Source organism: Ruegeria sp. BG8, from assembly GCF_056538325.1.
Map to the genome: position 1 here is coordinate 71,403 of NZ_JBQFSZ010000008.1, position 22,251 is coordinate 93,653.

Here is a 22,251-nt window from a genome sequence, read left to right on the forward strand (position 1 = left end):
GTACCGGAAAAGCGCGGATCAGTCTGCAAACAGGTAGTCAAGGCGCATAACGGCATGCGCCTTGTCTGCTGGTACCCCAAGAAACCGGGCGATCTGAGCTTCGTTATGCGTGCGTGTTTCGTTTTCTCGGATCAACGAATACCCGTCCAGCTTGGCAGCCCGGATCAATTCCGACTCGTATGACAATGCGTTGCGAAGCGTAGGTACAAGGTGAGCCACAGTGTCGGCGGGGCTGTGTTCACCTGCCAAGCCAACCCGGCGCGCGTGCCCGATTAGGTATTCATCTGAATACTCGCACTCGACCTCAAGCACATGGGTGTTGGCCTGATCCGCGCAGAAGTCTTGAATGATGTCGATATTGGCGGGATCGACACACAGAACCAATTTATTCGTATCGAAAGCTTCAAACAGCATACGTACCACGGCGCGACGGTGGCGAGATCGCTTGATCAAGGTTGTTTCGATCCCACCCAAATCCGGCAGCGCTGTTTCTTCTTCGTTGAACAGATACTCGACACAGGGAATGCCTGTTTCTGCCGCGATCTGGCTAACGAGTCGTTTCGCAACATGCCACTTTTTGCAAACGATCATGTATACGTCGCATTCAGGGCCCAGGGTATTGCTGGCCTCCCAAAAGCGCTGCCCGTGTCGGCGCCCAACCCGACCACGGGTGGTAAGAAACCCGTAGAGGTTCCGTCCTTCGTCTGAAATCTGAAAGTCGACATTCTTGGCTGCATATAACTTGCCCAGACGTTTTTTCAGCTCATACGCTTCGGGGCTGATCTTACGCGCAAACAGGTAATCCTGCCCCAGCAGCATGTCGTAGTGATCATTGTAGAATGTCACCGGCATCCCGTAATCCGAGAACATCAGGAACGTCGGCGTACGGTTGTCGATCTCTTGTTTGGGAACAAGGTGGCGCACCAGCGTTTGAAAGAAGGTTTCGTCCGGTATCCACGTGGTTGCAAAGAACCGCTTTATGTCCGGGCGCTGTTTCAGCAGCTCCAGGATCATCTCAACGGTCCGGCGGCGCAGGCACCACCACTGGCTGCCGATCATGACCCTGATGTCCGCGGGAATATCGCGTTCAGCTTTCAATCGCTTTTGCAGCTCGTAGGACGCGTAAAACAGCTTGCTTTGGGTCCGCTCGTTGAAGAAATGGCGATAGATCAGCCGGTCTTCCTTCATTCCGGTCTTGATCCAGTTGCTTTCAAAGAAATCGTGGCTTTCAATGATGTCTTTGTCCCGCTCAGCCAGAAAACGGTGGGTATACTCGGCTGTTTTTATCGCCATGCAATCGCCGGACAGCATGTAAAAATGCGTCGCTCGCGGAAAGGCTGCCACTGCGGCTTGCAATGCGTAGAGCGTTGCCTGAACAAGAGACCATTCGCCCCAACCACACTTTATGCGTTTAGTCGCAAAGGTAACATTGGGGTTGTCTTTCAGAGCAGTTTGAATGCGTTGGAACGCCTCAGAGCTGGCGCGGGCATCAAAATGGATCGCCATGCAATCCCCTGTTGCCGTCAGTTGTTCGGCCTGTGCAACAATCGCGTCAGGGTCTTTATGGCACAGCAAAATATAGGCGACTTTGGCCATCTTGATTTCACGATTTCCGTTTCTGCCCGTTGCCAACCGTGATACTGAGGATGAACGATTGAATAAACACAATATTTTTGGTTTTTTGATTTCAAATGCGGGCGCAGGTTCAAGGCACAAAACCGCATAGGAGGCACGGCAGATGGGTTTTCCCGGTACATGGATGACCGAGAGCGAGAGCATGGTCTATCGCGTGGTTCCCAAATGTGCGTGCTCGACCATCGGGCAGATCATGTATTACTCGGATCATGGGCGCTTTTTTGACGGCGATATTCATGACGCGAAAGAAGGGATGCACAAATGGGCTTTTGACGCCAGTCAGGACCCTATTACCAACAATGTGCGAAGCCATTCTTCTTATGCGTTTACCTGTGTTCGCAACCCATACACGCGAATCTTGAGCTCGTTTTTTGACAAGATCTGCGGAATTCAGCGAAACGGGAAACGATACCGCGGTAATCTGGTGCCGACCCTGATCTACAATTACGGGATCGAAGTAGGCGGGGAAGATGGGAAGGGTGAATTCGACCAGATTGCCAGCTTCCGAAGGTTTCTTTTGTTTGCGCGGGATACCATCCGATGGCGACGGCCCATGGACCCGGATATTCACTGGTCGGCGATGTCTGGCCACGTGTCGACATTCATTGTCAACGGCGGGCGGTACGATCGCATCTTCTGGACCGAGGAATTCAATGACGGCATGCAGGATGTGCTGAACCACCTTCAGACACCTCATACTGTAGACCTGTCAGAAATCCCACGGTTCAACGAGTCCGAGGGTCACGGACCAAAGCGGGCGCATCCGGTCGAAGAGTATTTTGACGATTTGTCCATGCATTTGGTCTATGAAATCTACAAGCAGGATTTCGAACTGTTCAAATACGATTTCGAAAACCCGGGAAACAAAATGCCTGTCGGTGAAATAGATCTGGACGAGGTTCACGCGAAACTAGGCGATTGAACCGGACGGGCATTTCTCCCGCCCATCGTCAATGTCTCTTGCGAGACATTTCCTCTGGTTGGGCCCGGCGCCGCGCAAGGCGCGGCGCCGGGCCCAAGGCCGAACGTGGTATCGGCGAAGCCGATAGTGCGCTTCGGGCGCGGGAGTGTTTGGGGCTCGGTCTTCCGACATTCGCGACCGGGCATTCGCTTGTCAGAGCTGGCGAACCGCACCCTTGGCGGCACTTGTCGTCAGCTTGGCATATGCTTTTAGCGCTGTTGAAACCTTGCGTTTGCGCGGCTTTACGGGTTCCCATCCTTTTTCGTTTTGGACACTGCGGCGCTCTGCTAATTCCTCATCCGACACGGCCAGATGAATTGAGCGGTTCGGAATGTCGATTTCGATCCGGTCACCATCCTGAACCAAGCCAATCTCGCCGCCTTCTGCCGCTTCGGGGGACACATGGCCAATCGACAGGCCCGAGGTACCACCCGAGAATCGACCATCGGTCAGCAGGGCACAGGCTTTACCCAGACCTTTGGATTTGAGATACGAGGTCGGGTACAGCATCTCTTGCATCCCCGGACCGCCGCGTGGGCCTTCATAGCGGATGACCACCACGTCGCCCTCTTTTACCTTGCCGGTCAGGATGTCGTTCACTGCCTGATCCTGGCTTTCGCAGACATAGGCCTTGCCGGTAAAGGTCAGGCTGGTCGGATCGACACCGGCTGTCTTCACAATACAGCCGTCGCGGGCAATGTTGCCAAATAGAACGGCCAGACCGCCGTCTTGGCTGAAGGCATGGTCCTTGGACCGGATCACGCCGCCTTCGCGGTCCGTGTCCAGTTCCTTGTACCGGTTCGACTGGCTGAACGCCTGCGTGGTGCGCACGCCGCCGGGGGCCGCCTTGAACAGGTCCTGCGCCTTTGGGTTGTTGGCAACCTTGATGTCCCAATTGGCAATCGCTTCGCCCATCGTGCCGGAGTGGACCGTGTTGCAATGTTCGTGGAACAGCCCTGCGCGGCTAAGCTCGCCAAGGATCGAGAAAATACCCCCGGCCCGGTGCACGTCTTCCATGTGCACGTTTTCGGTGTTGGGCGCGACCTTGCACAGGCACGGCACTTTACGGCTGAGGCGATCCATGTCCTTCATGGTGAAATCGACCTCGCCTTCATGCGCGATGGCCAACAGGTGCAGAACGGTATTGGTCGATCCGCCCATGGCGATATCCAGCGACATGGCGTTTTCAAAGGCATCAAACGTGGCGATCTCGCGCGGTAGGAAGCCTTTCTCGTCCAAATCGTAGTGCCGCTTGGTGATCTCCACGATGCGGCGACCAGCTTCAAGGAACAGCTCTTTACGGTCGGAATGGGTCGCCAGCGTGGAGCCATTGCCCGGAAGGGCCAGACCCAGCGCCTCGGCCAGACAGTTCATCGAGTTCGCGGTGAACATGCCCGAACACGACCCGCATGTGGGACAGGCGTTTTCCTCGATATGCTGGACCTGCTCATCAGTAAACCGGTCATCAGCGGCGGCAACCATGGCGTCGACAAGGTCGATCTTTTTGGCGTCCAGATCGGCGATGTCGATCTTGCCTGCCTCCATCGGCCCGCCCGAGACAAAGATCGCCGGGATGTTCAGGCGCATCGCGGCCATCAGCATGCCCGGCGTGATCTTGTCGCAATTCGAGATACAGACCATCGCATCCGCACAGTGCGCGTTGACCATATATTCCACCGAGTCCGCGATCACCTCACGCGAGGGCAGGGAATACAGCATCCCGTCATGGCCCATGGCGATGCCGTCATCCACGGCGATGGTGTTGAACTCTTTGGCAACGCCGCCAGCCGCCTCAACCTCGCGCGCAACCATTTGGCCCAGGTCCTTCAGGTGGACGTGGCCGGGCACGAACTGAGTGAACGAATTGACGATCGCGATGATCGGTTTGCCGAAATCATCGTCGCCCATGCCGGTCGCGCGCCACAGGCCGCGGGCACCGGCCATGTTACGGCCATGGGTTGAGGTTCTGGATCGGTACAATGGCATGATGCTGTTTCCCTTATGCCCCGATTGCTGTAGGGGGATTTGTGCGTTATAGCGCACGTATCACATGTGCGCTATAACGCACAAGAGGATTCGGAAGACGACGATATGGCACCGGACGAGATTACGCTGAAATTACGGGATGTGCGGGCGGCCTCGGGGCTGAGTCTGTCGAAAGTGGCCGAAATGACCGGCGTCAGCAAAGCCATGCTGGGCCAGATCGAGCGCGGCGAATCCAGCCCCACCATCGCGACGCTGTGGAAGATCGCAAAGGGTTTCCAACTGCCTCTGAGCGCCCTAATCGGCGCGTCGGCGTTGCGTGACCCTGCCGACGCAAGCCTGTTTCGCACGGTAACCTTTCCCGGCAGTATCGAGGTCAAAATCGTCTTTCCATTTGACCCCACCCTGGGTGCCGAGACCTTTCATGTCGATCTTGCCCCCAACCAGAGCCACGAATCCCCCGCGCATGCTGCGGGCGTGACCGAAGAAGTGTTCGTGTTGAACGGATCGCTCGAAATTCTGCGCGACGCGGACTGGGTGCCGCTGCAAGCCGGGCAGGGGCTGCGCTTTGCCGCGGATCTGCCGCATGGCTATCGCGCTGGTGCCGAAGGGGCCGCGTTTCTGAACATGCATCATTACGGGCAGGCGGCACCAGTTGGATAGACAGTCCTAAGACGCCCATCCAGCCTTGAACCTGCATCCTTGCGCGTATAGGGAAAACGCAAGCTCGCTCAGCGGAGGCTCAGATGCAGGACGATCCGAAAACCCTCGTTTCCACCGAATGGCTTGCAGCCCATATGAAGGACCCGGACCTGCGGGTTCTGGACGGGTCGTGGTACTTGCCCCAGCAGGGGCGCGATGCCAAGGCTGAATATGACGCGGCTCATATCCCGGGCGCGCGCTTCTTTGATATCGATGAGATTTCGGACCTGCGTTCTGACCTGCCGCATATGGCACCACCGGTCGAGAAGTTCATGTCGCGGCTTCGGGCGATGGGCGTTGGCGATGGCCATCAGGTTGTCGTCTATGATGGGGCGGGTCTGATGTCTGCCGCGCGTGTCTGGTGGTTATTCCGCCTGATGGGGCAGGAAAACGTGGCTGTTCTGGATGGCGGGTTTCCCAAATGGCAAGCCGAGGGGCGCGAGGTCGAAGACCTGCCTCCGGTTATCCGCGACCGCCACATGACAGTGCGGGTTCAGAACCATCTGGTGCGGGATGTGACGCAAGTCTCTGCCGCTGCAAAGCTGGCCGATCACGAAATCATCGATGCCCGCGCTGCCGCGCGTTTCGCAGGCACCGCGCCCGAACCGCGCGAAGGGTTGCGCTCGGGCCATATTCCGGGGTCGCGCAACGTGCCGTTTACCGAGCTGCTGAACAAGAACAACACAATGAAGTCGCCCGATGACTGCCGCGCCGTGTTCGAAGCGGCAGGGGTGGACTTGTCCAAACCTGCCATCACGTCGTGCGGTTCAGGCGTCACGGCCGCGATCCTCAGCCTTGCGCTTGAACGCATGGGCAAGAAAGACCACTCGCTTTATGACGGGTCCTGGGCTGAATGGGGTGCTTTCCCGACCCTGCCCGTCGCAACCGGAGAGAACTGATGTTCGAGAACCTCAAACCGCAGCCTGCCGATAAGATTCTGGCGCTGATGCAGATGTACCGCGAAGATCCGCGCGATCAAAAGATCGACCTGGGTGTGGGTGTCTACAAGAATGCCGAAGGTATCACCCCTGTGATGCGCGCAGTGAAAGCTGCCGAAAAGCGCATTCTGGAGGAACAGGAAACCAAAGCCTACACGGGTCTGGCGGGCGATCCGGCCTATTCGAATGCGATGATCGGGCTGATCCTTGGCAACGCGGTTCCACGTGGAAACATCGCTGCCGTGGCAACACCGGGCGGCACCGGCGCGTGCCGTCAGGCGTTTGAGATGATCCGTATGGCCAACCACTCGGCACGGGTTTTCGTGTCGAATCCGACATGGCCGAACCACCTGTCGATCCTGAACTATCTGGGGATGGAGACGGTCCAGTACCGTTACTTCGATGGTGAAACCCGTGGCGTAGACTTCGACGGCATGGTCGAGGATCTGAAAACCGCCAAAGCGGGCGACGTGGTCCTGCTGCATGGTTGCTGTCATAACCCGACCGGCGCCAACCTGAATATGGTGCAATGGCAAGAGGTCGTGAACATCATCAACGAGCTTGGCCTCGTGGCGATGATCGACATTGCTTATCAAGGGTTCGGCGACGGTCTTGAGGAAGACGCGCAGGCGACACGGCTGGTGGCCTCGTCCGTCAAGCGCTGCCTGATCGCGGCGTCCTGTTCGAAGAACTTTGGCGTGTACCGGGAACGCACCGGGCTGTTGATGGCAATCAGCGATGATGCCTCGCAAACCGCGTTGAACCAATCGACGCTCGCGTTTTTGAACCGTCAGAACTATTCCTTCCCGCCCGACCACGGCGCGCGCGTTGTGACGACGATCCTGAACGACGAAGCGTTGCGCGCAGATTGGGCCGCAGAGCTGGAAGAGGTGCGCCTGTCTATGCTGGGCCTGCGTCAGCAACTGGCCGATGAGCTGCAACGCCTCAGCGGTTCGGATCGGTTTGGGTTTGTAGCCCAGCACCGCGGTATGTTCTCGCGCCTCGGAGCAGCGCCGGAGCTGGTCGAGAAGCTGCGCGCAGATCATGGTATTTACATGGTAGGCGACAGCCGCCTGAACATTGCGGGCCTGAACGCGGCGACGGTACCGATTTTAGCCAAGGCGATCATCGACGTCGGCGTCTGATATCTAACCATTCATTAGAAAAAGCCGCGCAACCCAGCGCGGCTTTTTTTGTATGCGACCAACAGAAAAGCCGGGCGCGAACGCCCGGCTTTAGATTGAGTTGGAAAGGGCTTAGCCTTTCGAGAATTCCGGATAGGCTTCCATACCCAGTTCCGCCATGTCGAGGCCGTTGATCTCGTCCTCTTCGCTGACGCGGATACCCATGACGGTTTTCAGGATGGTCCACAGGATCAATGCGCCGACAAAGGTGAACACACCGTATGCTGCGATACCCAGCAGCTGTGTGCCCAGGCTTGCCTCACCGTAGAAGATAACGGCGATGGTGCCCCAGATACCGGCGAACAGGTGAACCGGGATTGCACCGACAACGTCGTCCAACTTGAACTTGTCCAGCATCGGAACGGTGAAGACCACGATGATGCCGCCAACTGCACCAATCCACAGAGCGCCAAACAGTGTCGGAGCCAGCGGTTCAGCAGTGATCGAAACCAGACCGGCCAGCGCGCCGTTCAGAACCATGGTCAGGTCAGGCTTTTTATAAAGAACCTGTGTCAGGATCAGCGCTGTAACTGCACCCGAAGCGGCTGCCATGTTGGTGTTGGCAAAGATGCGCGAAACGTCAGATACGTCACCCACGGTGCCCATTGCCAGCTGCGAGCCGCCGTTGAAGCCGAACCAGCCCAGCCACAGGATGAACGTACCCAAAGTTGCCAGCGCCAGGTTCGAACCGGGCATAGGATGCACTTTGCCGTCCTTGTATTTGCCGATACGCGGGCCAAGCACGATCACACCTGCCAGAGCTGCCCAGCCACCGACCGAGTGTACAACGGTCGAACCAGCGAAGTCCGAGAAGCCAGCTTCAGACAACCAGCCGCCGCCCCACTGCCAGGAGCCTGAGATCGGGTACAGGATACCGGTCAGCACGACCACGAAGATCAGGAAGGGGAACAGCTTGATCCGCTCGGCCACAGCACCCGACACGATGGACGCGGTTGCAGCCACAAAGACCAGCTGGAAGAAGAAGTCCGACCCGATCGAGGCATAGTCCAAGGCAGCCTCGGCAGGGTCAACACCAACCGGGTCCAGCACGGTTGGGCCGCCAATGGCAAAGAAACCATTGAAGTCGCCCGGATACATCGTGTTGAAGCCAACCAGCCAGTACATGATTGCGGCAAGAGAAAACAGAGCCACGTTCTTGATCATCTGCATGGCAACGTTCTTGGAACGCACCAGACCGCCTTCCAGCATGGCAAAGCCTGCCGCCATGAAGAAGACAAGGAATCCCGCCATCAGGAACAACAGCGTGGTAAAGATATACTGGGTGTGTAGCGCGGCTTCGCCGGCGGCGGCTTCCTGCGCCAGACCCATCTGCGGCAGCGCGACGATCGCGGCGGCAGGGATGAGAGATTTCATCAGGTTCATTGTGTGTCCTCGAGTAGTGATGAGTGGGGACGCCTTACAGCGCCTCTTCGTTGGTTTCCCCGGTCCGCACGCGCAGGGCCTGCTCGACGTCGAGGACGAAAATCTTGCCGTCACCGATCTTGCCGGTCTTGGCTGTGTTTGTGATGGTTTCGACGATCTGGTCGGCCATCGTGGCGGGTACCACGATTTCCAGTTTGATCTTGGGCACAAAGTTCACGGCGTATTCCGCGCCGCGATAGATTTCCGTGTGACCGGATTGCGAGCCGAAGCCCTTGATTTCGGTCACCATCATGCCGCGCACGCCAGCCGCGGTCAGTGCCTCGCGCACCTCCTCGAGCTTGAACGGCTTGATTGTCGCAATGATCAGTTTCACGTTGGTCCCCTTTGTTTCCCCGGTCTGTCCGGTCTGTTTGCACTCGCAGCAAAAAAGCGCGACTGTGCGCCTTTAGGAACGTTCAACTCACCGAAAAGATGCGGGAAATGGTGGCAAGGTGCACAATTTTTGCACAAAATAATAACAATGCCTAAAAAATGTGCAGAAAAAGTAAGCCAATTTCCGGAAATTCTGACCTCTACTTCAAGGATGTGGCAGGGTATGGTGCCTGAAAACGATAACCGGGCAGAGTTTGGAAATGACTGAGTCCAGGCGCCGCAAGACACCTCTTGTCGCGGATAAAAGATACCCGTCGAAAGGGCGCAAGCCCAAGGCGACCAAGCGTGCGGCAAAGCCTGCAGGCAAGAAAGCAGTTGCGCGCAAAACAACCACTCGCCGGACAAGTAGAAAGAAAACACGCAAGAAATCCGGCGGAGGCGGCGGCGGGATTTTCCGCCGTATGTTCCGCTGGCTGTGGCGTCTGATCTGGGGTGTGACCTGGCGCGTGGGTGCGGTTGGCGCGTTGTTGTTGGCACTGGCAATCGGGGTGGTCTATTCGACCTTGCCGGATGTTGATTCTCTGCTGGACGGTCGCGCGCGCGGTTCGGTGACGATGCTGGACCGGGACGGCAAGGTCTTTGCCTGGCGCGGTGATCAGTTTGGTGGCGTGATTACGGCAGATACCGTGTCACCGCATCTTAAGAACGCGGTCGTCGCAACCGAGGACAAGCGGTTCTATCGCCATTTCGGTGTCAGCCCGCGGGGTGTGGCCAGCGCCGTCCGTATTAACCTGAGCGAGGGGCGGGGCCCGCTGTCAGGCCATGGCGGGTCGACGATTACGCAGCAGACGGCCAAGTTGTTGTGTCTGGGCGTGCCTTATGTGCCGAACGAGTGGGAGTCTGAAGCCGCTTATGAGGCCGATTGCCGTCAGGGCTCGCTTTGGCGCAAGGCCAAAGAGGCCGTTTATGCGATGGCGATGGAGGTCAAATACTCCAAGGACGAAATCCTGACCATCTATCTGAACCGCGCATTTCTGGGCGCAGGCGCACGTGGATTCGAGGCGGCCAGTCAGCGTTACTTTGGTATTTCAGCGGCCGAGGTTTCTCCGTCCGAGGCGGCGATGCTGGCGGGCTTGCTGGTGGCACCGACCCGGTATGCACCGACGAACAACCTGCAACGGTCTCAGGACCGGGCGCGGCTTGTCGTGGGGCTGATGGAAGATCAGGGCTATTTGTCATCCGCGCAAGCCAGCGAAGCACGCGCGCGCCCTGCCGAGCTGTCCGAGGCTGCCGCAGCGCGGGCTGGCGGTTATTTCGCCGATTGGGTCATGGCCAGCGGGCCCGAGTTCTTTACGCGCAATACGACCGAAGATGTGGTCATTCGCACGACTTTGGACCAGCGCCTGCAGAAATCGGCGGAAGAGGCGTTGCAATACATCTTCCAGGAAAAGGTACGCGAAGGGTCCAAGGCGCAGGCCGCAATTGTTGTGATGTCGGCTGACGGGGCCGTGCGTGCAATGGTCGGCGGGCGCAAGACCCGCGTTTCGGGTGCATTCAACCGGGCGACGCAGGCGCTGCGTCAAACAGGGTCTTCCTTTAAACCCTTTGTCTACGCCACTGCGCTCGAACTGGGGTATTCCCCGCTGGATACGGTGATGGACGAGCCCTATTGCATCGACATTCCCGGTTCCGGACAATGGTGCCCCAAGAACTACACAAACAAGTTCTATGGTCGCGTGTCGTTGGCGGATGCGTTGAAGAACTCTCTGAACATTCCAGCGGTGAAGGTGGCCGAGATTTCAGGGCTAGAGAACGTGCGTACCGTGGCCAATGGATTCGGCATCGCCAACGATCTTGCCGAAGGTCCCGCGCTGGCCCTGGGTGCGTCCGAAAGCACGCTGATCGAGATGACCGGCGCGTACGCGGGCATCCTGAACGGTGGATCGGCCGTGGAGCCTTATGGCCTGACCGAGCTGAAGTTACTGGGCGATGAAACGCCTGTCATGGTGACGACGACAGGTATCGGTGAGCGTGTCATCAACGACAAAGCCGCCAAACAGCTGACCTGGATGATGGAGCGTGTTGTCTCCGAAGGCACTGGCGGCCGTGCCAAGCTGCCGGGATGGCAGGTGGCGGGCAAGACGGGCACCACTCAGGCGGCGCGAGATGCTTGGTTCATCGGGTTCACGGCTGACTACGTGGCAGGTGTGTGGATGGGGTATGACGATAACACCCCCCTGTCCGGTGTCACGGGCGGTGGTTTGCCGGCTGAAATCTGGAAAGAGACTATGGTGCGCGTGACCGAAGGCATGACGCCCTCACCGCTGCCAATGCTCGCACCGGACCCGCCCGTACGGACGGCTCAGCCGCGTCAGCAGCGCCGCAATTCCGGTAATGGTTTCGAAAAGGCGATCAACAACCTGTTGAACAACATTTTCGGAAACTGACTAACCAAACAAAATGGCGGCACCAACTGGCGCCGCCTTAAACGTTCGATTGCGTCCCTGATCAGAGGCTTTCGTCCAGCGCCGCCAGGATTGCGTCGCCCATTTCGGTGGTCGAAACGGGCTCGACCCCTTCTTCGGCCAACAGATCGGCTGTACGGACGCCGTCTGCCAGAACTTTCTCAATGGCGGCTTCCAGGCGGTCAGCTTCAGCGCCTTGATCAAAGCTGTAGCGCAGCGCCATAGCAAAGCTGAGGATACAGGCAATGGGGTTGGCCTTGCCCTGACCTGCGATGTCGGGGGCCGAGCCGTGGACCGGTTCATACATCGCCTTGGGTCGACCATTGGCCATCGGCGCACCCAGGCTGGCAGACGGCAGCATGCCCAGCGAACCTGTCAGCATCGCGGCACAATCCGACAGGATATCGCCGAACAGGTTATCAGTGACGATAACGTCGAACTGCTTGGGCGCGCGCACCAGCTGCATCGCACCATTGTCGGCATACATATGGATCAGCTCGACCTCGGGATAGTCCTTGGCGACCTGATCCACCACTTCGCGCCACAGAATGCCAGATTCCATGACATTGGCTTTTTCCATCGAGCACAGCTTTTTGTTCCGGCGCATCGCCAGTTCAAAGGCCGAGCGCGCGGCGCGTTCGATTTCACTCTCGGTGTAGCGCTGCGTGTTGATACCGACACGCTCGTTGCCTTCTTCGAAGATGCCGCGGGGCTCACCGAAATACACGCCCGAGGTCAGCTCGCGCACAATCATGATGTCGAGGCCGGAAACAACGTCGGGTTTCAGCGACGAGAAATCCGCCAGCGCGTCAAAACACTGGGCCGGGCGCAGGTTGGAATACAGGTCCATTTCCTTACGCAGTCGCAACAGGCCACGTTCAGGTTTTACGCTGAAGTCCAGATTGTCGTATTTCGGGCCGCCAACAGCACCCAGAAGAACCGCATCGACCTCTTGCGCCTTGGCCATCGTCTCGTCCGACAGGGGTTTGCCATGGGCGTCATACGCGGCGCCGCCGACCAGATCCTCGCTCACGTCAAAGTGAAGGTCGCGTTTTTCACCGAACCAATCGATTACTCTGCGCACTTCGGCCATAACTTCCGGGCCAATTCCGTCTCCGGGCAGGATGAGGAGCGAGGGGTTGGACATCGACAGTCTCCTTGCGTTTTGTCGCAAAGGGCCTAGCGTCTGCGCGGCATCGGGTCAATGAGACGAACCCACCAAAACACGAGGAAAACACATGTTGATACCGGGAAACCCCGTCCCCGCGCTGAAAATTGAAACGGTGGGTCATGGAACCTTTGATCTGGACGCTGACAAAGGCGAAAACGGAACACTGGTGATTCAGTACCGCGGCCTGCATTGCCCGATCTGCATCAACCAGATGGGCGAGGTTGAGGCGGCGCTGGACGATTTCGCAGCGCTGGGTGTCGAAGTGGTCATGATCACAACGGATACCGCAGAACGCGCGGCTGAGACGGTCGAAAAAGCGGGCGTATCCCGCTTGCGGGTCGGGCATAGTTTGCCTCTGGCCGAGGCGCGGGAAGGTTGGGGTCTGAACATCTCGACGGCACGCGAAGGCAGCGCGGAACCTGACATGTTCGCCGAGCCCGGACATTTCTTTATCACGCCGGATCAGACACTGTTCTTTGCGTGGCAACAAACGGTCCCATTCGCCAGACCGGCGATGTCCGATATCGTTGGCGGTCTGAAGTTTGCCCTGGGGAACAATTATCCTGCGCGTGGCACTTATACCGGCCCGCTTTAGGCCTTGAGGCTGGCTTTCAGGCCATCGGCCAGCAAGTCCCAGACGCGGCGAATGCGTGGCGTCTGGCGCATGGCCTGCGGTGCGGCCAGCCAGACAGGAAGGGCTTCGACTTCGACATCCAGATCGAGAACTTCGATGTCCGGGTCTGCTTCGGCTACCTGAACCTGTGAAAAACCGATGCCGCACCCCGCACGGACCAATTGCCAATAGGCGCTTTGCAGATCGCATCTGGTGGCGAAATTGTCTTTGCTGACAGGCCACCCCCGAGCCCGCATACGGCTGATGATATGCGGGTTGGCATCAAAGCCGACAAGATCGTGTTCGAACAACTCCTGAGGCCCATCTGGGCGCCCGGCGCGGTTCAGGTACGATTTGGCTGCACAGAAACACAGGCGCACGTCCCCCAGGTAACGGGAAATGATATCTACCTGCTCGGGCCGATACATGCGCACGGCGATATCCGCCTCTCGGTACAAAAGGTTTTCAGTGGCATCTGTCGCCACCAGTTCTAACTGGATGGCCGGTTCTTTGGCGCGAATTTGGGCCAGGATCGGGGGTAGCAGGTGGTGCGATGCAAAGACCGAGGCCGTAATGCGCACGGACCCTTCCAGTTGCTGAGATTGCCCGGCAGCCGTCAGGCTGAGCGCGTTCATCGCCGAGTGCATTTGTTGCGCCATGGGCAAAAGCTGAGCACCGATCTGGCTGAGTTTGAGGCCACGAGAATGCCGGTCAAACAAGGACACGCCCAGTTCCTCTTCAAGGGCATGAATTTGACGGCCCAATGTGGGTTGGCTGCGGTCAAGTCGCCGGGCAGCGGCGGAAAGCGAGCCGGTTTCGGCAACTGCCAGAAAGCTTTGTATTAGCGACCAGTCAGCGGGTGAGAGCGTTTTATCCATTCAAAAATGAATACACGCTGTACGGTATCCTGCAATTCCTGAATCGCTCTGAATGGCCCATATTGCGGTAAGCAGCGAGGTGATCATGACGCAAACTGTTCTTATCCTGGGCGCAACCGGTCGGTTCGGTCGAAATGCTGTTGCGGCGTTCGACAAGGCCGGATGGGCCGTCCGCACGTTCCAGCGCGGGACGCAATCCCTAGACAGCGCAGCCAACGGGGCGCAGGTCATCGTCAATGCGTGGAACCCGCCTTATACCCATTGGGTACAGCAGGTGCCGAAACTGACCCAGCAGGTCATAGCCGCCGCATCAAATAGTGGCTCGACCGTGATCATACCCGGCAATGTCTACGTTTTCGGCGCTCAGCCCGCCGATGCGTGGTCGGGTTCCACACCTCATGCTGCGACCAATCCGTTAGGGCGTATCCGCGTCGAGATGGAAGAGGCGTACCGCGCATCACCGGTCAAGACGATCCTACTGCGCGCGGGTGACTTCATTGATACGCGCCCTTCGGGCAACTGGTTTGACCGCGTTATGATAAAACGCCTGCCTCAGGGCCAGTTCACGTATCCCGGCCGCCCGGACAGTGTCCACAGTTGGGCCTATTTGCCAGATCTCGCAGAGGCAGCGGTTGGGTTGGCCGAAATTCGGGACAGCTTGCCCCGGTATTGTGACTTGTCTTATTCGGGGTATTCTGTGACCGGCCATGAAATCGCGCAAGCATTGACGCGCGTCACGGGTAAGGACGTCACGCTTAGGCAAATGCACTGGTGGTCGCTTTACCTTGCCCGACCTTTCTGGCCGATGGCCAAGCACCTGATTGAGATGCGCTACCTCTGGGACTTGCCCCATCGACTGGATGGCGCAGATTTTGATGCGCTTCTGCCGGAGTTTCAACAAACCGCGCTGGATGACGCGCTACGCATCGCCGTGGGGTCGGTATTGGCAAATGATCCTGCCTGAGGCCGATCTTAAGGAAGGGCGACGTCGACCCAAACCAGACGGTGCCTGCTGGCCAGTACGGCAGCATCGCGTAACTCAGACCCGGCGGGTGGCCAGAATATGCCCGCGTCCACGACCCGCAGGTCAGCGGATGGAAGGACATAGTCGACGCGCATCTCGCCGACTGCTTTCCAAACGACTGTGGTTTGGTCGCCCGACGTGTCACTGGGCTTCGGGTCCTGCAGACGGGGATCCGCCAATAGCGCTTGAATGGCCTGTTTGCGCCCCTCGCCACGCTCTGGGTCCAGGTTGGTGTCTGCGGCAATAACGAACGGCCCTTTGGGCATCCGACCCACTTGGCCATTCAATACCTGCGCCCACAGGCTGATTTCGTCGTGGTTGCGCAGGCCATTGCGGTCTTCCGGCCCGTCAAAAACGGGCGGCGCGGCATGAAAGGTCATCAGGTCCACGGACCCGATGGGCGTATCGACCGGTACCATCCAATGCGCGACTGAGGACAGGCGTTGAAGGGCCTGAGCTTCTGCCGACGGGAACGGTGCAGCGTCTTTACTGGGCAACAGCGCATCCGGTGCGTCACGCCACAGTAGGGTCGAAAAATCCTGAACCTCGTCCGTTCGGATAGAATAGCGTGACAAGACGGCCAACCCGGCTTGCCCGGTGAATTTGCCCCAACCTTGCGCGTCTCCGGGGCCGTGGGTTCGACCATCACCGTCCATGTCCAGGTCGGTGGCGAGGCCCGCATTAGGTTGGGCCGAATAGTGATAGGGATAGTCCAGCCCGTCTACACGCAACCGGTCCACCAGCGCGGATAGGGTTTGTTGTTTTAAGTCCCAGTCGATCCCTTGCAGCGCAACGATATCGGGACGGGCCTGCGCCAACACCGCGACAACGGCCTCAACCTGTGCGCCGCCACGCTGAATGTCGCGAAGCAAAAGACCGGGGCCTTCGCGACTGAGTTCGGTGTTGAAAGTGGCGATGCGGACGGTTTCTGCCTGCGCCAAGCCGGGCAGAAGCAGCAGCAGAATTGCGCGGATCATGCGGTCTGAGTGGACTCGGTCGTGGAATATGCGCGGCGTTTTTCGACGATCAGGTTTGCGATGCGCACCGTGGCCATTCCGCGCATGATCATGCTTGCGGGCAGGAACGCCCAGGCGCTCATGGTCCAGATCAGGGTCTGCGGATTGCTCAACGAGATCGGGTTGGCATAGTCGGTCAGCAGTTTGATCAGCGCCGGGATCAGGAAGGGCAGCAGCACGCCGATCGAGATGTTCAAACGTCCGTCCCGCTGCAGACGGGTAACGACGTCTCCGCCCTTGGTGGGGTCGAACAGCGGCAGGTTTGTCCAAACGTTGAATGCGCCGTTGCCCGTGGGCCAACCCCGCATTTTCACGGCATACGCGAAGCTGCCGATTGTGATCAGGGCCACGACATAGGCGACACTGGCGGCAATACGTACCAGCTCGGTCAGGGGAAAGCTGGCGTCGACGGGCAACATCAGCACAATCAGACGCACGGGTGAATAGGGAAAATCGACGATATTCGCGATGCTCACGCCGATTGTATAAAACACTTCGGTCACCGCAGTGGGGGCGTAGGCGTTCTTACAGATCAGCGTCAGGAACGTGACCATTGAGACCAAACCTACAAAGCGCAGGCGATTTACCGGTGGGGCATCGCGGAATTCAATAAAGCTGGGAAAGGCCGAATTGTATTCGGCAAAGGTCAGGAAAAACGCGAGAATGGCGAGAAACACGACGATCTCGGTCCCATTCGTTGACGATACGGGCAAATACAACGCGGGGGTCAACACCATAAGTGCAACCAAAACGCCCCGAATTGCCGCCCCTGTTGTGCGCGCAATCACTATCCGAACCCTTTCAAACTGGATAGGCCGGTTCTTTGCCGACTTCATTCCAACTTGTGCCCGCCATTCAATATTTTGACGGATGCCTCTAAGCGGCAACACTGGCCCCCTTCGGCATTACGCTCAAGCCAAGGTGCAGAAAACACGCCATTTAAGGCAAAAAGATGGCAAAACTGGTGCTGGTTTGCATCATTGCTGACGCAGATTCGGCGTGCACTTTAGAATTGCCCCTACATGTTGTGGTTGCGGAAAACCGGACCCCAATTATGCGAATGGGGCCACCGAAGTGACCCCATTAAGTTGAGTACCCACAGAATCATCCACAGAATCAAACCCAGGGGCGGGCCTGACTTGCGTGTTCTTCGAACTTGTCGATGTGGTGATCCTTTTCCATGGTCTGACCAATGTCATCCAGACCGTTCAGCAGGCAGTGCTTGCGGTGGGGATCGATGTCGAACTCGATCACGACACCATCCGATGTGGTGATCTGCTGATCTTCCAGGTGTACGGTCATCCGGGCGTTTTCACCCTTGTGCGCGTCTTCCATCAGGATCGCATGGTGTTCTTCTTCGACGACGATAGGCAGAATGCCGTTCTTGAAGCAGTTGTTGAAGAAGATGTCTGCAAAGCTGGTCGAGATCACAACCTTGATGCCAAAATCCTTGATCGCCCAGGGCGCGTGTTCGCGCGAGGACCCACAGCCGAAATTGTCGCCAGCCACCAGAATCTCGGTGTTGCGGTAGGCGGGCTTGTTCAGAACGAAATCCTCGTTCTCGCCGCCGTGGTCGTGATAGCGCATCTCGTCAAACAGGACGACGCCAAGGCCGGACCGTTTGATCGTTTTCAGGTGCACTTTCGGGATGATCATATCGGTGTCGATATTGATCAATGGCATTGGGGCGGCCACCCCGTGGACTTTGTCAAACTTTTCCATGTCTACACTCCTGCGGGAGAGGGCCGCGCCCGTGCCCCGCGTTTAAGCTTCTTTCGCTTCGGTTGTTTCGTCAGGTGTTGCAGCTTCGCTTTTGGGTGCGTTCTTGACGAAGAACGCCATGAACACGAGGCCGAGACCGTTGAACAGCATTTCGATCCCCAGCAGGATGCCTATCAGTTGCAGCAGAACCGCAGGATCGGTCGCGGCAAAGCGCCAGATCAACACTGCCAGAACGATCGACATCAGGCCCGATATCAGCGTCGCCCAGAAATACTGTGTTCCGCGCATCTGGAACGACAGGATGACCCGCGCGATACCACCTGCCATGAACAGGATCAGGCAGACGGTCGCCAAGGTCACTGTTCCCTGCAAAGGATGATCCAGAAAGGACCAACCCAGAAACAGCATCACAACACCCATGATGAATGACAGAATCTTGTTGCCGGTGCCGTCAACGGTGAAGCCGCCGGCGATCTGCAGAACCCCCGAGATCAGCAGAAACACCCCTGTCACCACCGTCACGGCAATAGACGCCACAGCCGGCGCGCCCAGCACGAATATGCCAAACGCGATGGACAAAAGTCCCAGCAGCAGCCATTTGATCCAGTCACTCATGTCATCAATCCCTCAAATATCTAGATATGAGGGCACCTTACATTAATTCGCGAACGTCTGTCAGCCGTCCTGTGATCGCCGCGGCGGCAGCCATCGCAGGGCTTAGCAGGTGGGTGCGTCCGCCCCGTCCCTGACGGCCTTCGAAGTTGCGGTTCGAGGTTGCGGCACAGCGCTCGCCCGGTTGCAACTGGTCGGGGTTCATCGCCAGACACATGGAACATCCCGCCAGACGCCATTCGAAACCAGCCTCTTTGAAGATGTCGGCCAAACCCTCTTCTTCGGCCTGAGCCCGAACAAGGCCCGAGCCGGGCACGACCATGGCACGCATCCCGTCCTTAATCTTTTTGCCCTTGAGGATTTCTGCAGCGGCGCGCAGGTCTTCGATCCGGCCATTGGTGCAGGAGCCGATAAATACAGTGTCGATTTCTACGTCGCTGAGTTTCTGACCAGCTTCAAGACCCATGTACTCGATCGAACGGCGTGCCGCGTCGACCTTACCGCCCTCAAAGTCCTCGGGGTGCGGAACAGAAGCGGTGATCGGCAGGACGTCCTCGGGGCTGGTGCCCCATGTCACGACGGGCGCGATGTCTTCGCCGCGCAGGGTGACGACCTTGTCGAAATGCGCGCCTTCGTCAGTGTAGAGTGTTTTCCACCAGTCCATCGCGGCTTCCCACTGAGCCCCTTTCGGTGCGTGGGGGCGGCCTTTGACATATTCGAACGTGGTTTCATCGGGGGCGATCAGACCCGCGCGGGCGCCGCCTTCGATGGCCATGTTGCAGACGGTCATGCGACCTTCCATCGTCAGATCACGGATCGCTTCGCCGCAATATTCGATGACATAGCCGGTACCACCAGCGGTACCGGTCTCACCGATCACGGCCAGAGTGATGTCCTTGGCGGTCACGCCCGGCTGCAATTTGCCGGTGATTTCCACCTTCATGTTCTTGGATTTCTTCTGGATCAGGGTCTGCGTGGCCAGAACATGCTCGACCTCAGAGGTACCAATGCCGTGGGCCAGCGCGCCGAACGCGCCGTGGGTGGCGGTGTGGCTGTCGCCGCAGACAACGGTCATGCCGGGTAGGGTCCAGCCCTGTTCCGGGCCGACGATGTGGACAATGCCCTGACGGACGTCATGCACCGGGTAATAGTGAATGCCAAAATCCTTGGCGTTTTTGTCCAGCGCCTCGACCTGAATGCGCGATTCCGGGTTTTCGATCCCGTTCACACGGTCCGGCGTGGTCGGCACGTTGTGATCTGGCACGGCGATGGTCTTTTCCGGCGCGCGCACCTTGCGGCCCGCCATGCGCAGACCTTCGAACGCCTGCGGGCTGGTTACTTCGTGAACCAGATGGCGGTCGATATACAGCAGGCAGGTGCCATCGTCGGCTTCGTGCGCGACATGGGCATCCCAGATCTTGTCATAGAGTGTTTTGGGGGACATCGGTCCTCTCCCGTATGTAATGAGAAATGGCTGGCGAGGTGGCTCAGGCCGCGGATAGGCGCGCCAGAACCGTGCGGGCAGCCCCATAGAACCGTTCGCGCAGACGAGCGCGGTCTTCAAGGTTCTGAATTTGGGCTACGGTGAGTCTCATGCCGTCCAGATATATCGGGGATTGCCTTCAATCAAGGTTCAATCCGGGCGCAGGCAGGTTGCGCTTGCATCGAGCGCGCGCGCTGTCCAAGCTGAACGTCAGGAGACGTGTATGAACCAAGACCTTATCCCGGAAACGATCTCAGAGCTTTACGCCAATATGACGGCGGCTTTTTCATCGCAATTTGAGAACTTTGTCGAATTAGTCGTAACACCGGGATGGCGGCAATATCAGCTTGTGATCATCGTATTGATCTGGGCGCTGGCGTATTTCCTGAACGTGTTCACTCAAAACCGGTGGGATGCATGGGCGCGCGCACGGACTGGCTGGCCCAAATGGCGTCTGCGCGTTCTGGTGCAGCTGATGCAGCGGCTGACGCTGGTGTATTTCGTGGCCTTGTCCTGGTCGCTTTATCTGGTCATGCAGCATGTGACGTGGCCGTCGCGCAGCTATATCATCGGTGTTGTTGCGACTTTGGCGGCTGCTTGGCTGGCCATTGCGTTGGTGGCGCGCCTTGTGCGCAACCGAACACTCAGGCGGATATTCAAGTGGGCTATGTGGGTCTATGCAACGCTTGTTGCCTTGAATCTGACGGATGACGTGGCCGGTTTCCTGGATGGCGTAGCTATTTCGATCGGTGATCTTCATATCTCGGCACTTGGGATCATGCAGGCCGTTCTTCTGATCGGTATCTTGCTGACTCTGGCCCGTGTCGGCACACGCGCGGCCGAGCGTGGTTTGATGCGCAACGACGATATCACGCCGTCGATGCAGGTGCTTTTGGCCAAGGGCATACAGGTTCTGCTGTACGGCGCGGTGTTCCTGGCCGCGATCCGAACGCTTGGCTTTGACCTTACGGGTATCGCACTTTTGTCAGGTGCGATTGGCGTAGGCATCGGGTTCGGGTTGCAAAAAGTTGTGTCCAACCTGATCTCGGGCATCATTATCCTGATGGACCGGTCGATCAAACCGGGCGATGTGATCTCATTGGGGGATACGTTTGGTTGGATCAATGCGCTGGGCGCGCGCTACGTCTCGGTTGTCACACGAGATGGGCGGGAATACCTGATCCCCAACGAAGACCTGATCACCAATCAGGTGGTGAACTGGTCGCATTCCGACAAATTCGTGCGGCTGGATCTGAATTTTGGCACCAGCTACGGCGATGACCCGCACAAGGTGCGGGCGACGGCCATTCGCGCCGTCAAATCCGTGACCCGTGTCCTCAGCGGCGGATCGCATGAACCCGTGTGTCACATCATCGGGTTTGGCGACAGTAGTGTGGACTATGTACTGCGGTTCTGGATCAGCGACCCGACAAAAGGGCTGACCAATATCCGCGGCAATGTCTATCTGGCCCTTTGGGACGCGTTCAAAGCCGATGACATTTCGCTGCCCTTCCCGCAGCGCGAGGTTCGCCTGCTGTCCGACGCAGACTCGCAACAGATCGCCAAAGAGTGAGCAGCCGTTGCCCCCATTGCGTGCCGGTTCATTGAAATGTTGCAATCCGCTTGTTACCTTATTAGTACCCCGGCGCCGGGATTGATTGGCGCGCAGCAAAGGAGGACTATGTCCTGTCTCTACATACCCAGGCGGGGTTGCCCGCCGATGACGGGGCCAGCGTGATGGCCCACTCTCAGTCAATCAGCGATAAGCTGCTTGAACGTATCCTTTCCTCACTTTCCGATGACAAGGCCGAAGAGGTTGTGCAGATCAATCTGCAGGGCAAATCTTCGGTTGCGGACCACATGGTGATTGCCTCGGGTCGGTCGACCCGTCAGGTCTCGGCTATGGCGGAAAAGCTGACGGATCGCATCAAGCAGGAATTCGGTTTCACCTCAAAGGTCGAAGGTAAGGATGCCGGCGACTGGGTGTTGATCGATACGGGCGACGTGATCGTCCATATCTTCCGCCCCGAAGTGCGTGAATTCTACCAGCTGGAAAAGATGTGGCTGCCTGCGGGCGGCAGCGCCTCAGCCAACTGAGGCGCCATCCCG

At 58.1% G+C, this 22,251-nt stretch carries 21 protein-coding genes; 9 read left to right on the forward strand and 12 right to left on the reverse strand.

Annotated elements, in window-relative coordinates; all coding sequences use genetic code 11:
• Window positions 1–18 precede the first annotated feature (18 nt).
• A complete protein-coding gene (locus tag ACR0DG_RS15495) occupies window positions 19–1,596 on the reverse strand; it encodes a DUF5928 domain-containing protein (RefSeq protein WP_480698370.1) in 1,578 nt (525 codons plus the stop codon).
• Between the two features lie 142 nt (window positions 1,597–1,738).
• Here ACR0DG_RS15495 and ACR0DG_RS15500 point away from each other — a divergent pair, with 142 nt between their 5' ends.
• On the forward strand, window positions 1,739–2,557 hold the full coding sequence (locus tag ACR0DG_RS15500) for a sulfotransferase family protein (protein WP_480698368.1): 819 nt from the start codon (window positions 1,739–1,741) through the stop codon (window positions 2,555–2,557).
• A gap of 192 nt (window positions 2,558–2,749) precedes the next feature.
• Here ACR0DG_RS15500 and ilvD read toward each other — a convergent pair whose 3' ends face one another.
• Complete coding sequence (gene ilvD / locus ACR0DG_RS15505; protein ID WP_480698366.1) at window positions 2,750–4,582, reverse strand: dihydroxy-acid dehydratase; 1,833 nt, start codon at window positions 4,580–4,582, stop codon at window positions 2,750–2,752.
• Between the two features lie 105 nt (window positions 4,583–4,687).
• On the opposite strand from ilvD, the gene ACR0DG_RS15510 reads away from it, so the two are divergent.
• The 3 genes from ACR0DG_RS15510 to ACR0DG_RS15520 all read left to right on the forward strand — a co-directional run bounded on the left by ACR0DG_RS15510 (window position 4,688) and on the right by ACR0DG_RS15520 (window position 7,364).
• The gene (locus ACR0DG_RS15510; protein ID WP_480698498.1) at window positions 4,688–5,242 is read left to right on the forward strand and encodes a helix-turn-helix domain-containing protein; all 555 of its coding nucleotides are present in this window, start codon (window positions 4,688–4,690) and stop codon (window positions 5,240–5,242) included.
• An 83-nt stretch (window positions 5,243–5,325) separates the two neighbouring features.
• Window positions 5,326–6,180 (forward strand): 3-mercaptopyruvate sulfurtransferase, encoded by an 855-nt coding sequence (gene sseA, locus ACR0DG_RS15515; protein ID WP_480698364.1) that lies wholly within the window; start codon window positions 5,326–5,328, stop codon window positions 6,178–6,180.
• Window positions 6,180–7,364, forward strand: coding sequence for an amino acid aminotransferase (locus ACR0DG_RS15520; protein WP_480698362.1), 1,185 nt, complete (start codon window positions 6,180–6,182; stop codon window positions 7,362–7,364). Before sseA ends, ACR0DG_RS15520 begins: the two co-directional genes overlap by 1 nt.
• Window positions 7,365–7,475: 111 nt before the next feature.
• Here the strand turns inward: ACR0DG_RS15520 and ACR0DG_RS15525 are convergent, their stop codons facing one another.
• Both ACR0DG_RS15525 and ACR0DG_RS15530 read right to left on the reverse strand, forming a co-directional pair.
• Window positions 7,476–8,786, reverse strand: coding sequence for an ammonium transporter (locus ACR0DG_RS15525; RefSeq protein ID WP_480698360.1), 1,311 nt, complete (start codon window positions 8,784–8,786; stop codon window positions 7,476–7,478).
• 34 nt (window positions 8,787–8,820) lie between these two features.
• On the reverse strand, window positions 8,821–9,159 hold the full coding sequence (locus tag ACR0DG_RS15530; protein ID WP_480698358.1) for a P-II family nitrogen regulator: 339 nt from the start codon (window positions 9,157–9,159) through the stop codon (window positions 8,821–8,823).
• A gap of 259 nt (window positions 9,160–9,418) precedes the next feature.
• On the opposite strand from ACR0DG_RS15530, the gene ACR0DG_RS15535 reads away from it, so the two are divergent.
• Window positions 9,419–11,605 carry a transglycosylase domain-containing protein gene (locus ACR0DG_RS15535; RefSeq protein WP_480698356.1) on the forward strand — a complete coding sequence of 729 codons (2,187 nt, stop codon included), beginning with the start codon at window positions 9,419–9,421 and terminating at the stop codon, window positions 11,603–11,605.
• A gap of 61 nt (window positions 11,606–11,666) precedes the next feature.
• Here ACR0DG_RS15535 and leuB read toward each other — a convergent pair whose 3' ends face one another.
• Window positions 11,667–12,770 (reverse strand): 3-isopropylmalate dehydrogenase, encoded by a 1,104-nt coding sequence (leuB, locus tag ACR0DG_RS15540; protein WP_480698354.1) that lies wholly within the window; start codon window positions 12,768–12,770, stop codon window positions 11,667–11,669.
• A gap of 91 nt (window positions 12,771–12,861) precedes the next feature.
• On the opposite strand from leuB, the gene ACR0DG_RS15545 reads away from it, so the two are divergent.
• Window positions 12,862–13,389 carry a redoxin domain-containing protein gene (locus ACR0DG_RS15545; protein WP_480698352.1) on the forward strand — a complete coding sequence of 176 codons (528 nt, stop codon included), beginning with the start codon at window positions 12,862–12,864 and terminating at the stop codon, window positions 13,387–13,389.
• Here ACR0DG_RS15545 and ACR0DG_RS15550 read toward each other — a convergent pair.
• Window positions 13,386–14,285, reverse strand: a complete 900-nt coding sequence (locus tag ACR0DG_RS15550; protein WP_480698350.1) for a LysR family transcriptional regulator — start codon at window positions 14,283–14,285, stop codon at window positions 13,386–13,388. The genes ACR0DG_RS15545 and ACR0DG_RS15550 overlap by 4 nt on opposite strands.
• An 85-nt stretch (window positions 14,286–14,370) precedes the next feature.
• Here ACR0DG_RS15550 and ACR0DG_RS15555 point away from each other — a divergent pair, with 85 nt between their 5' ends.
• On the forward strand, window positions 14,371–15,249 hold the full coding sequence (locus tag ACR0DG_RS15555) for a Rossmann-fold NAD(P)-binding domain-containing protein (RefSeq protein WP_480698348.1): 879 nt from the start codon (window positions 14,371–14,373) through the stop codon (window positions 15,247–15,249).
• 8 nt (window positions 15,250–15,257) lie between these two features.
• Here ACR0DG_RS15555 and ACR0DG_RS15560 read toward each other — a convergent pair whose 3' ends face one another.
• The 6 genes from ACR0DG_RS15560 to ACR0DG_RS15585 form a co-directional block, all read right to left on the reverse strand.
• Window positions 15,258–16,286 (reverse strand): endonuclease/exonuclease/phosphatase family protein, encoded by a 1,029-nt coding sequence (locus ACR0DG_RS15560; RefSeq protein WP_480698346.1) that lies wholly within the window; start codon window positions 16,284–16,286, stop codon window positions 15,258–15,260.
• Window positions 16,283–17,113, reverse strand: a complete 831-nt coding sequence (locus ACR0DG_RS15565; protein ID WP_480698344.1) for a hypothetical protein — start codon at window positions 17,111–17,113, stop codon at window positions 16,283–16,285. The genes ACR0DG_RS15560 and ACR0DG_RS15565 overlap by 4 nt, the downstream gene beginning before the upstream one ends.
• A 328-nt stretch (window positions 17,114–17,441) precedes the next feature.
• Window positions 17,442–18,047: a 3-isopropylmalate dehydratase small subunit gene (gene leuD / locus ACR0DG_RS15570; protein ID WP_480698342.1), complete on the reverse strand. Its 606-nt coding sequence runs from the start codon at window positions 18,045–18,047 to the stop codon at window positions 17,442–17,444.
• Window positions 18,048–18,089: 42 nt separating this feature from the next.
• Entirely contained in the window at window positions 18,090–18,662 is a 573-nt protein-coding gene (locus ACR0DG_RS15575) for an HdeD family acid-resistance protein (protein ID WP_480698340.1), read from the reverse strand.
• Window positions 18,663–18,699: 37 nt separating this feature from the next.
• Window positions 18,700–20,103, reverse strand: coding sequence for a 3-isopropylmalate dehydratase large subunit (gene leuC, locus ACR0DG_RS15580; RefSeq protein ID WP_480698338.1), 1,404 nt, complete (start codon window positions 20,101–20,103; stop codon window positions 18,700–18,702).
• A 43-nt stretch (window positions 20,104–20,146) separates the two neighbouring features.
• A complete protein-coding gene (locus ACR0DG_RS15585; protein ID WP_174819376.1) occupies window positions 20,147–20,254 on the reverse strand; it encodes an isopropylmalate isomerase in 108 nt (35 codons plus the stop codon).
• Window positions 20,255–20,365: 111 nt separating this feature from the next.
• Between ACR0DG_RS15585 and ACR0DG_RS15590 the strand changes: the two genes are divergently transcribed.
• Both ACR0DG_RS15590 and rsfS read left to right on the forward strand, forming a co-directional pair.
• The gene (locus tag ACR0DG_RS15590) at window positions 20,366–21,715 is read left to right on the forward strand and encodes a mechanosensitive ion channel family protein (RefSeq protein ID WP_480698336.1); all 1,350 of its coding nucleotides are present in this window, start codon (window positions 20,366–20,368) and stop codon (window positions 21,713–21,715) included.
• Between the two features lie 164 nt (window positions 21,716–21,879).
• A complete protein-coding gene (gene rsfS, locus ACR0DG_RS15595) occupies window positions 21,880–22,239 on the forward strand; it encodes a ribosome silencing factor (protein WP_480698334.1) in 360 nt (119 codons plus the stop codon).
• Window positions 22,240–22,251: the final 12 nt, after the last annotated feature.

Coding starts and splice junctions, on each gene's coding strand:
- ACR0DG_RS15575 (WP_480698340.1), bottom strand. CDS start 18,662: ATGAGTGACTGGATCAAATGGCTGCTGCTGGGACTTTTGTCCATCGCG.
- ACR0DG_RS15585 (WP_174819376.1), bottom strand. CDS start 20,254: ATGAGACTCACCGTAGCCCAAATTCAGAACCTTGAAGACCGCGCTCGT.
- ACR0DG_RS15545 (WP_480698352.1), top strand. CDS start 12,862: ATGTTGATACCGGGAAACCCCGTCCCCGCGCTGAAAATTGAAACGGTG.
- ACR0DG_RS15550 (WP_480698350.1), bottom strand. CDS start 14,285: ATGGATAAAACGCTCTCACCCGCTGACTGGTCGCTAATACAAAGCTTT.
- ACR0DG_RS15525 (WP_480698360.1), bottom strand. CDS start 8,786: ATGAACCTGATGAAATCTCTCATCCCTGCCGCCGCGATCGTCGCGCTG.
- ACR0DG_RS15495 (WP_480698370.1), bottom strand. CDS start 1,596: ATGGCCAAAGTCGCCTATATTTTGCTGTGCCATAAAGACCCTGACGCG.
- ACR0DG_RS15560 (WP_480698346.1), bottom strand. CDS start 16,286: ATGATCCGCGCAATTCTGCTGCTGCTTCTGCCCGGCTTGGCGCAGGCA.
- ACR0DG_RS15500 (WP_480698368.1), top strand. CDS start 1,739: ATGGGTTTTCCCGGTACATGGATGACCGAGAGCGAGAGCATGGTCTAT.
- ACR0DG_RS15535 (WP_480698356.1), top strand. CDS start 9,419: ATGACTGAGTCCAGGCGCCGCAAGACACCTCTTGTCGCGGATAAAAGA.
- leuC (WP_480698338.1), bottom strand. CDS start 20,103: ATGTCCCCCAAAACACTCTATGACAAGATCTGGGATGCCCATGTCGCG.
- leuD (WP_480698342.1), bottom strand. CDS start 18,047: ATGGAAAAGTTTGACAAAGTCCACGGGGTGGCCGCCCCAATGCCATTG.
- ACR0DG_RS15590 (WP_480698336.1), top strand. CDS start 20,366: ATGAACCAAGACCTTATCCCGGAAACGATCTCAGAGCTTTACGCCAAT.
- rsfS (WP_480698334.1), top strand. CDS start 21,880: ATGGCCCACTCTCAGTCAATCAGCGATAAGCTGCTTGAACGTATCCTT.
- ACR0DG_RS15555 (WP_480698348.1), top strand. CDS start 14,371: ATGACGCAAACTGTTCTTATCCTGGGCGCAACCGGTCGGTTCGGTCGA.
- ACR0DG_RS15510 (WP_480698498.1), top strand. CDS start 4,688: ATGGCACCGGACGAGATTACGCTGAAATTACGGGATGTGCGGGCGGCC.
- ACR0DG_RS15520 (WP_480698362.1), top strand. CDS start 6,180: ATGTTCGAGAACCTCAAACCGCAGCCTGCCGATAAGATTCTGGCGCTG.
- leuB (WP_480698354.1), bottom strand. CDS start 12,770: ATGTCCAACCCCTCGCTCCTCATCCTGCCCGGAGACGGAATTGGCCCG.
- sseA (WP_480698364.1), top strand. CDS start 5,326: ATGCAGGACGATCCGAAAACCCTCGTTTCCACCGAATGGCTTGCAGCC.
- ilvD (WP_480698366.1), bottom strand. CDS start 4,582: ATGCCATTGTACCGATCCAGAACCTCAACCCATGGCCGTAACATGGCC.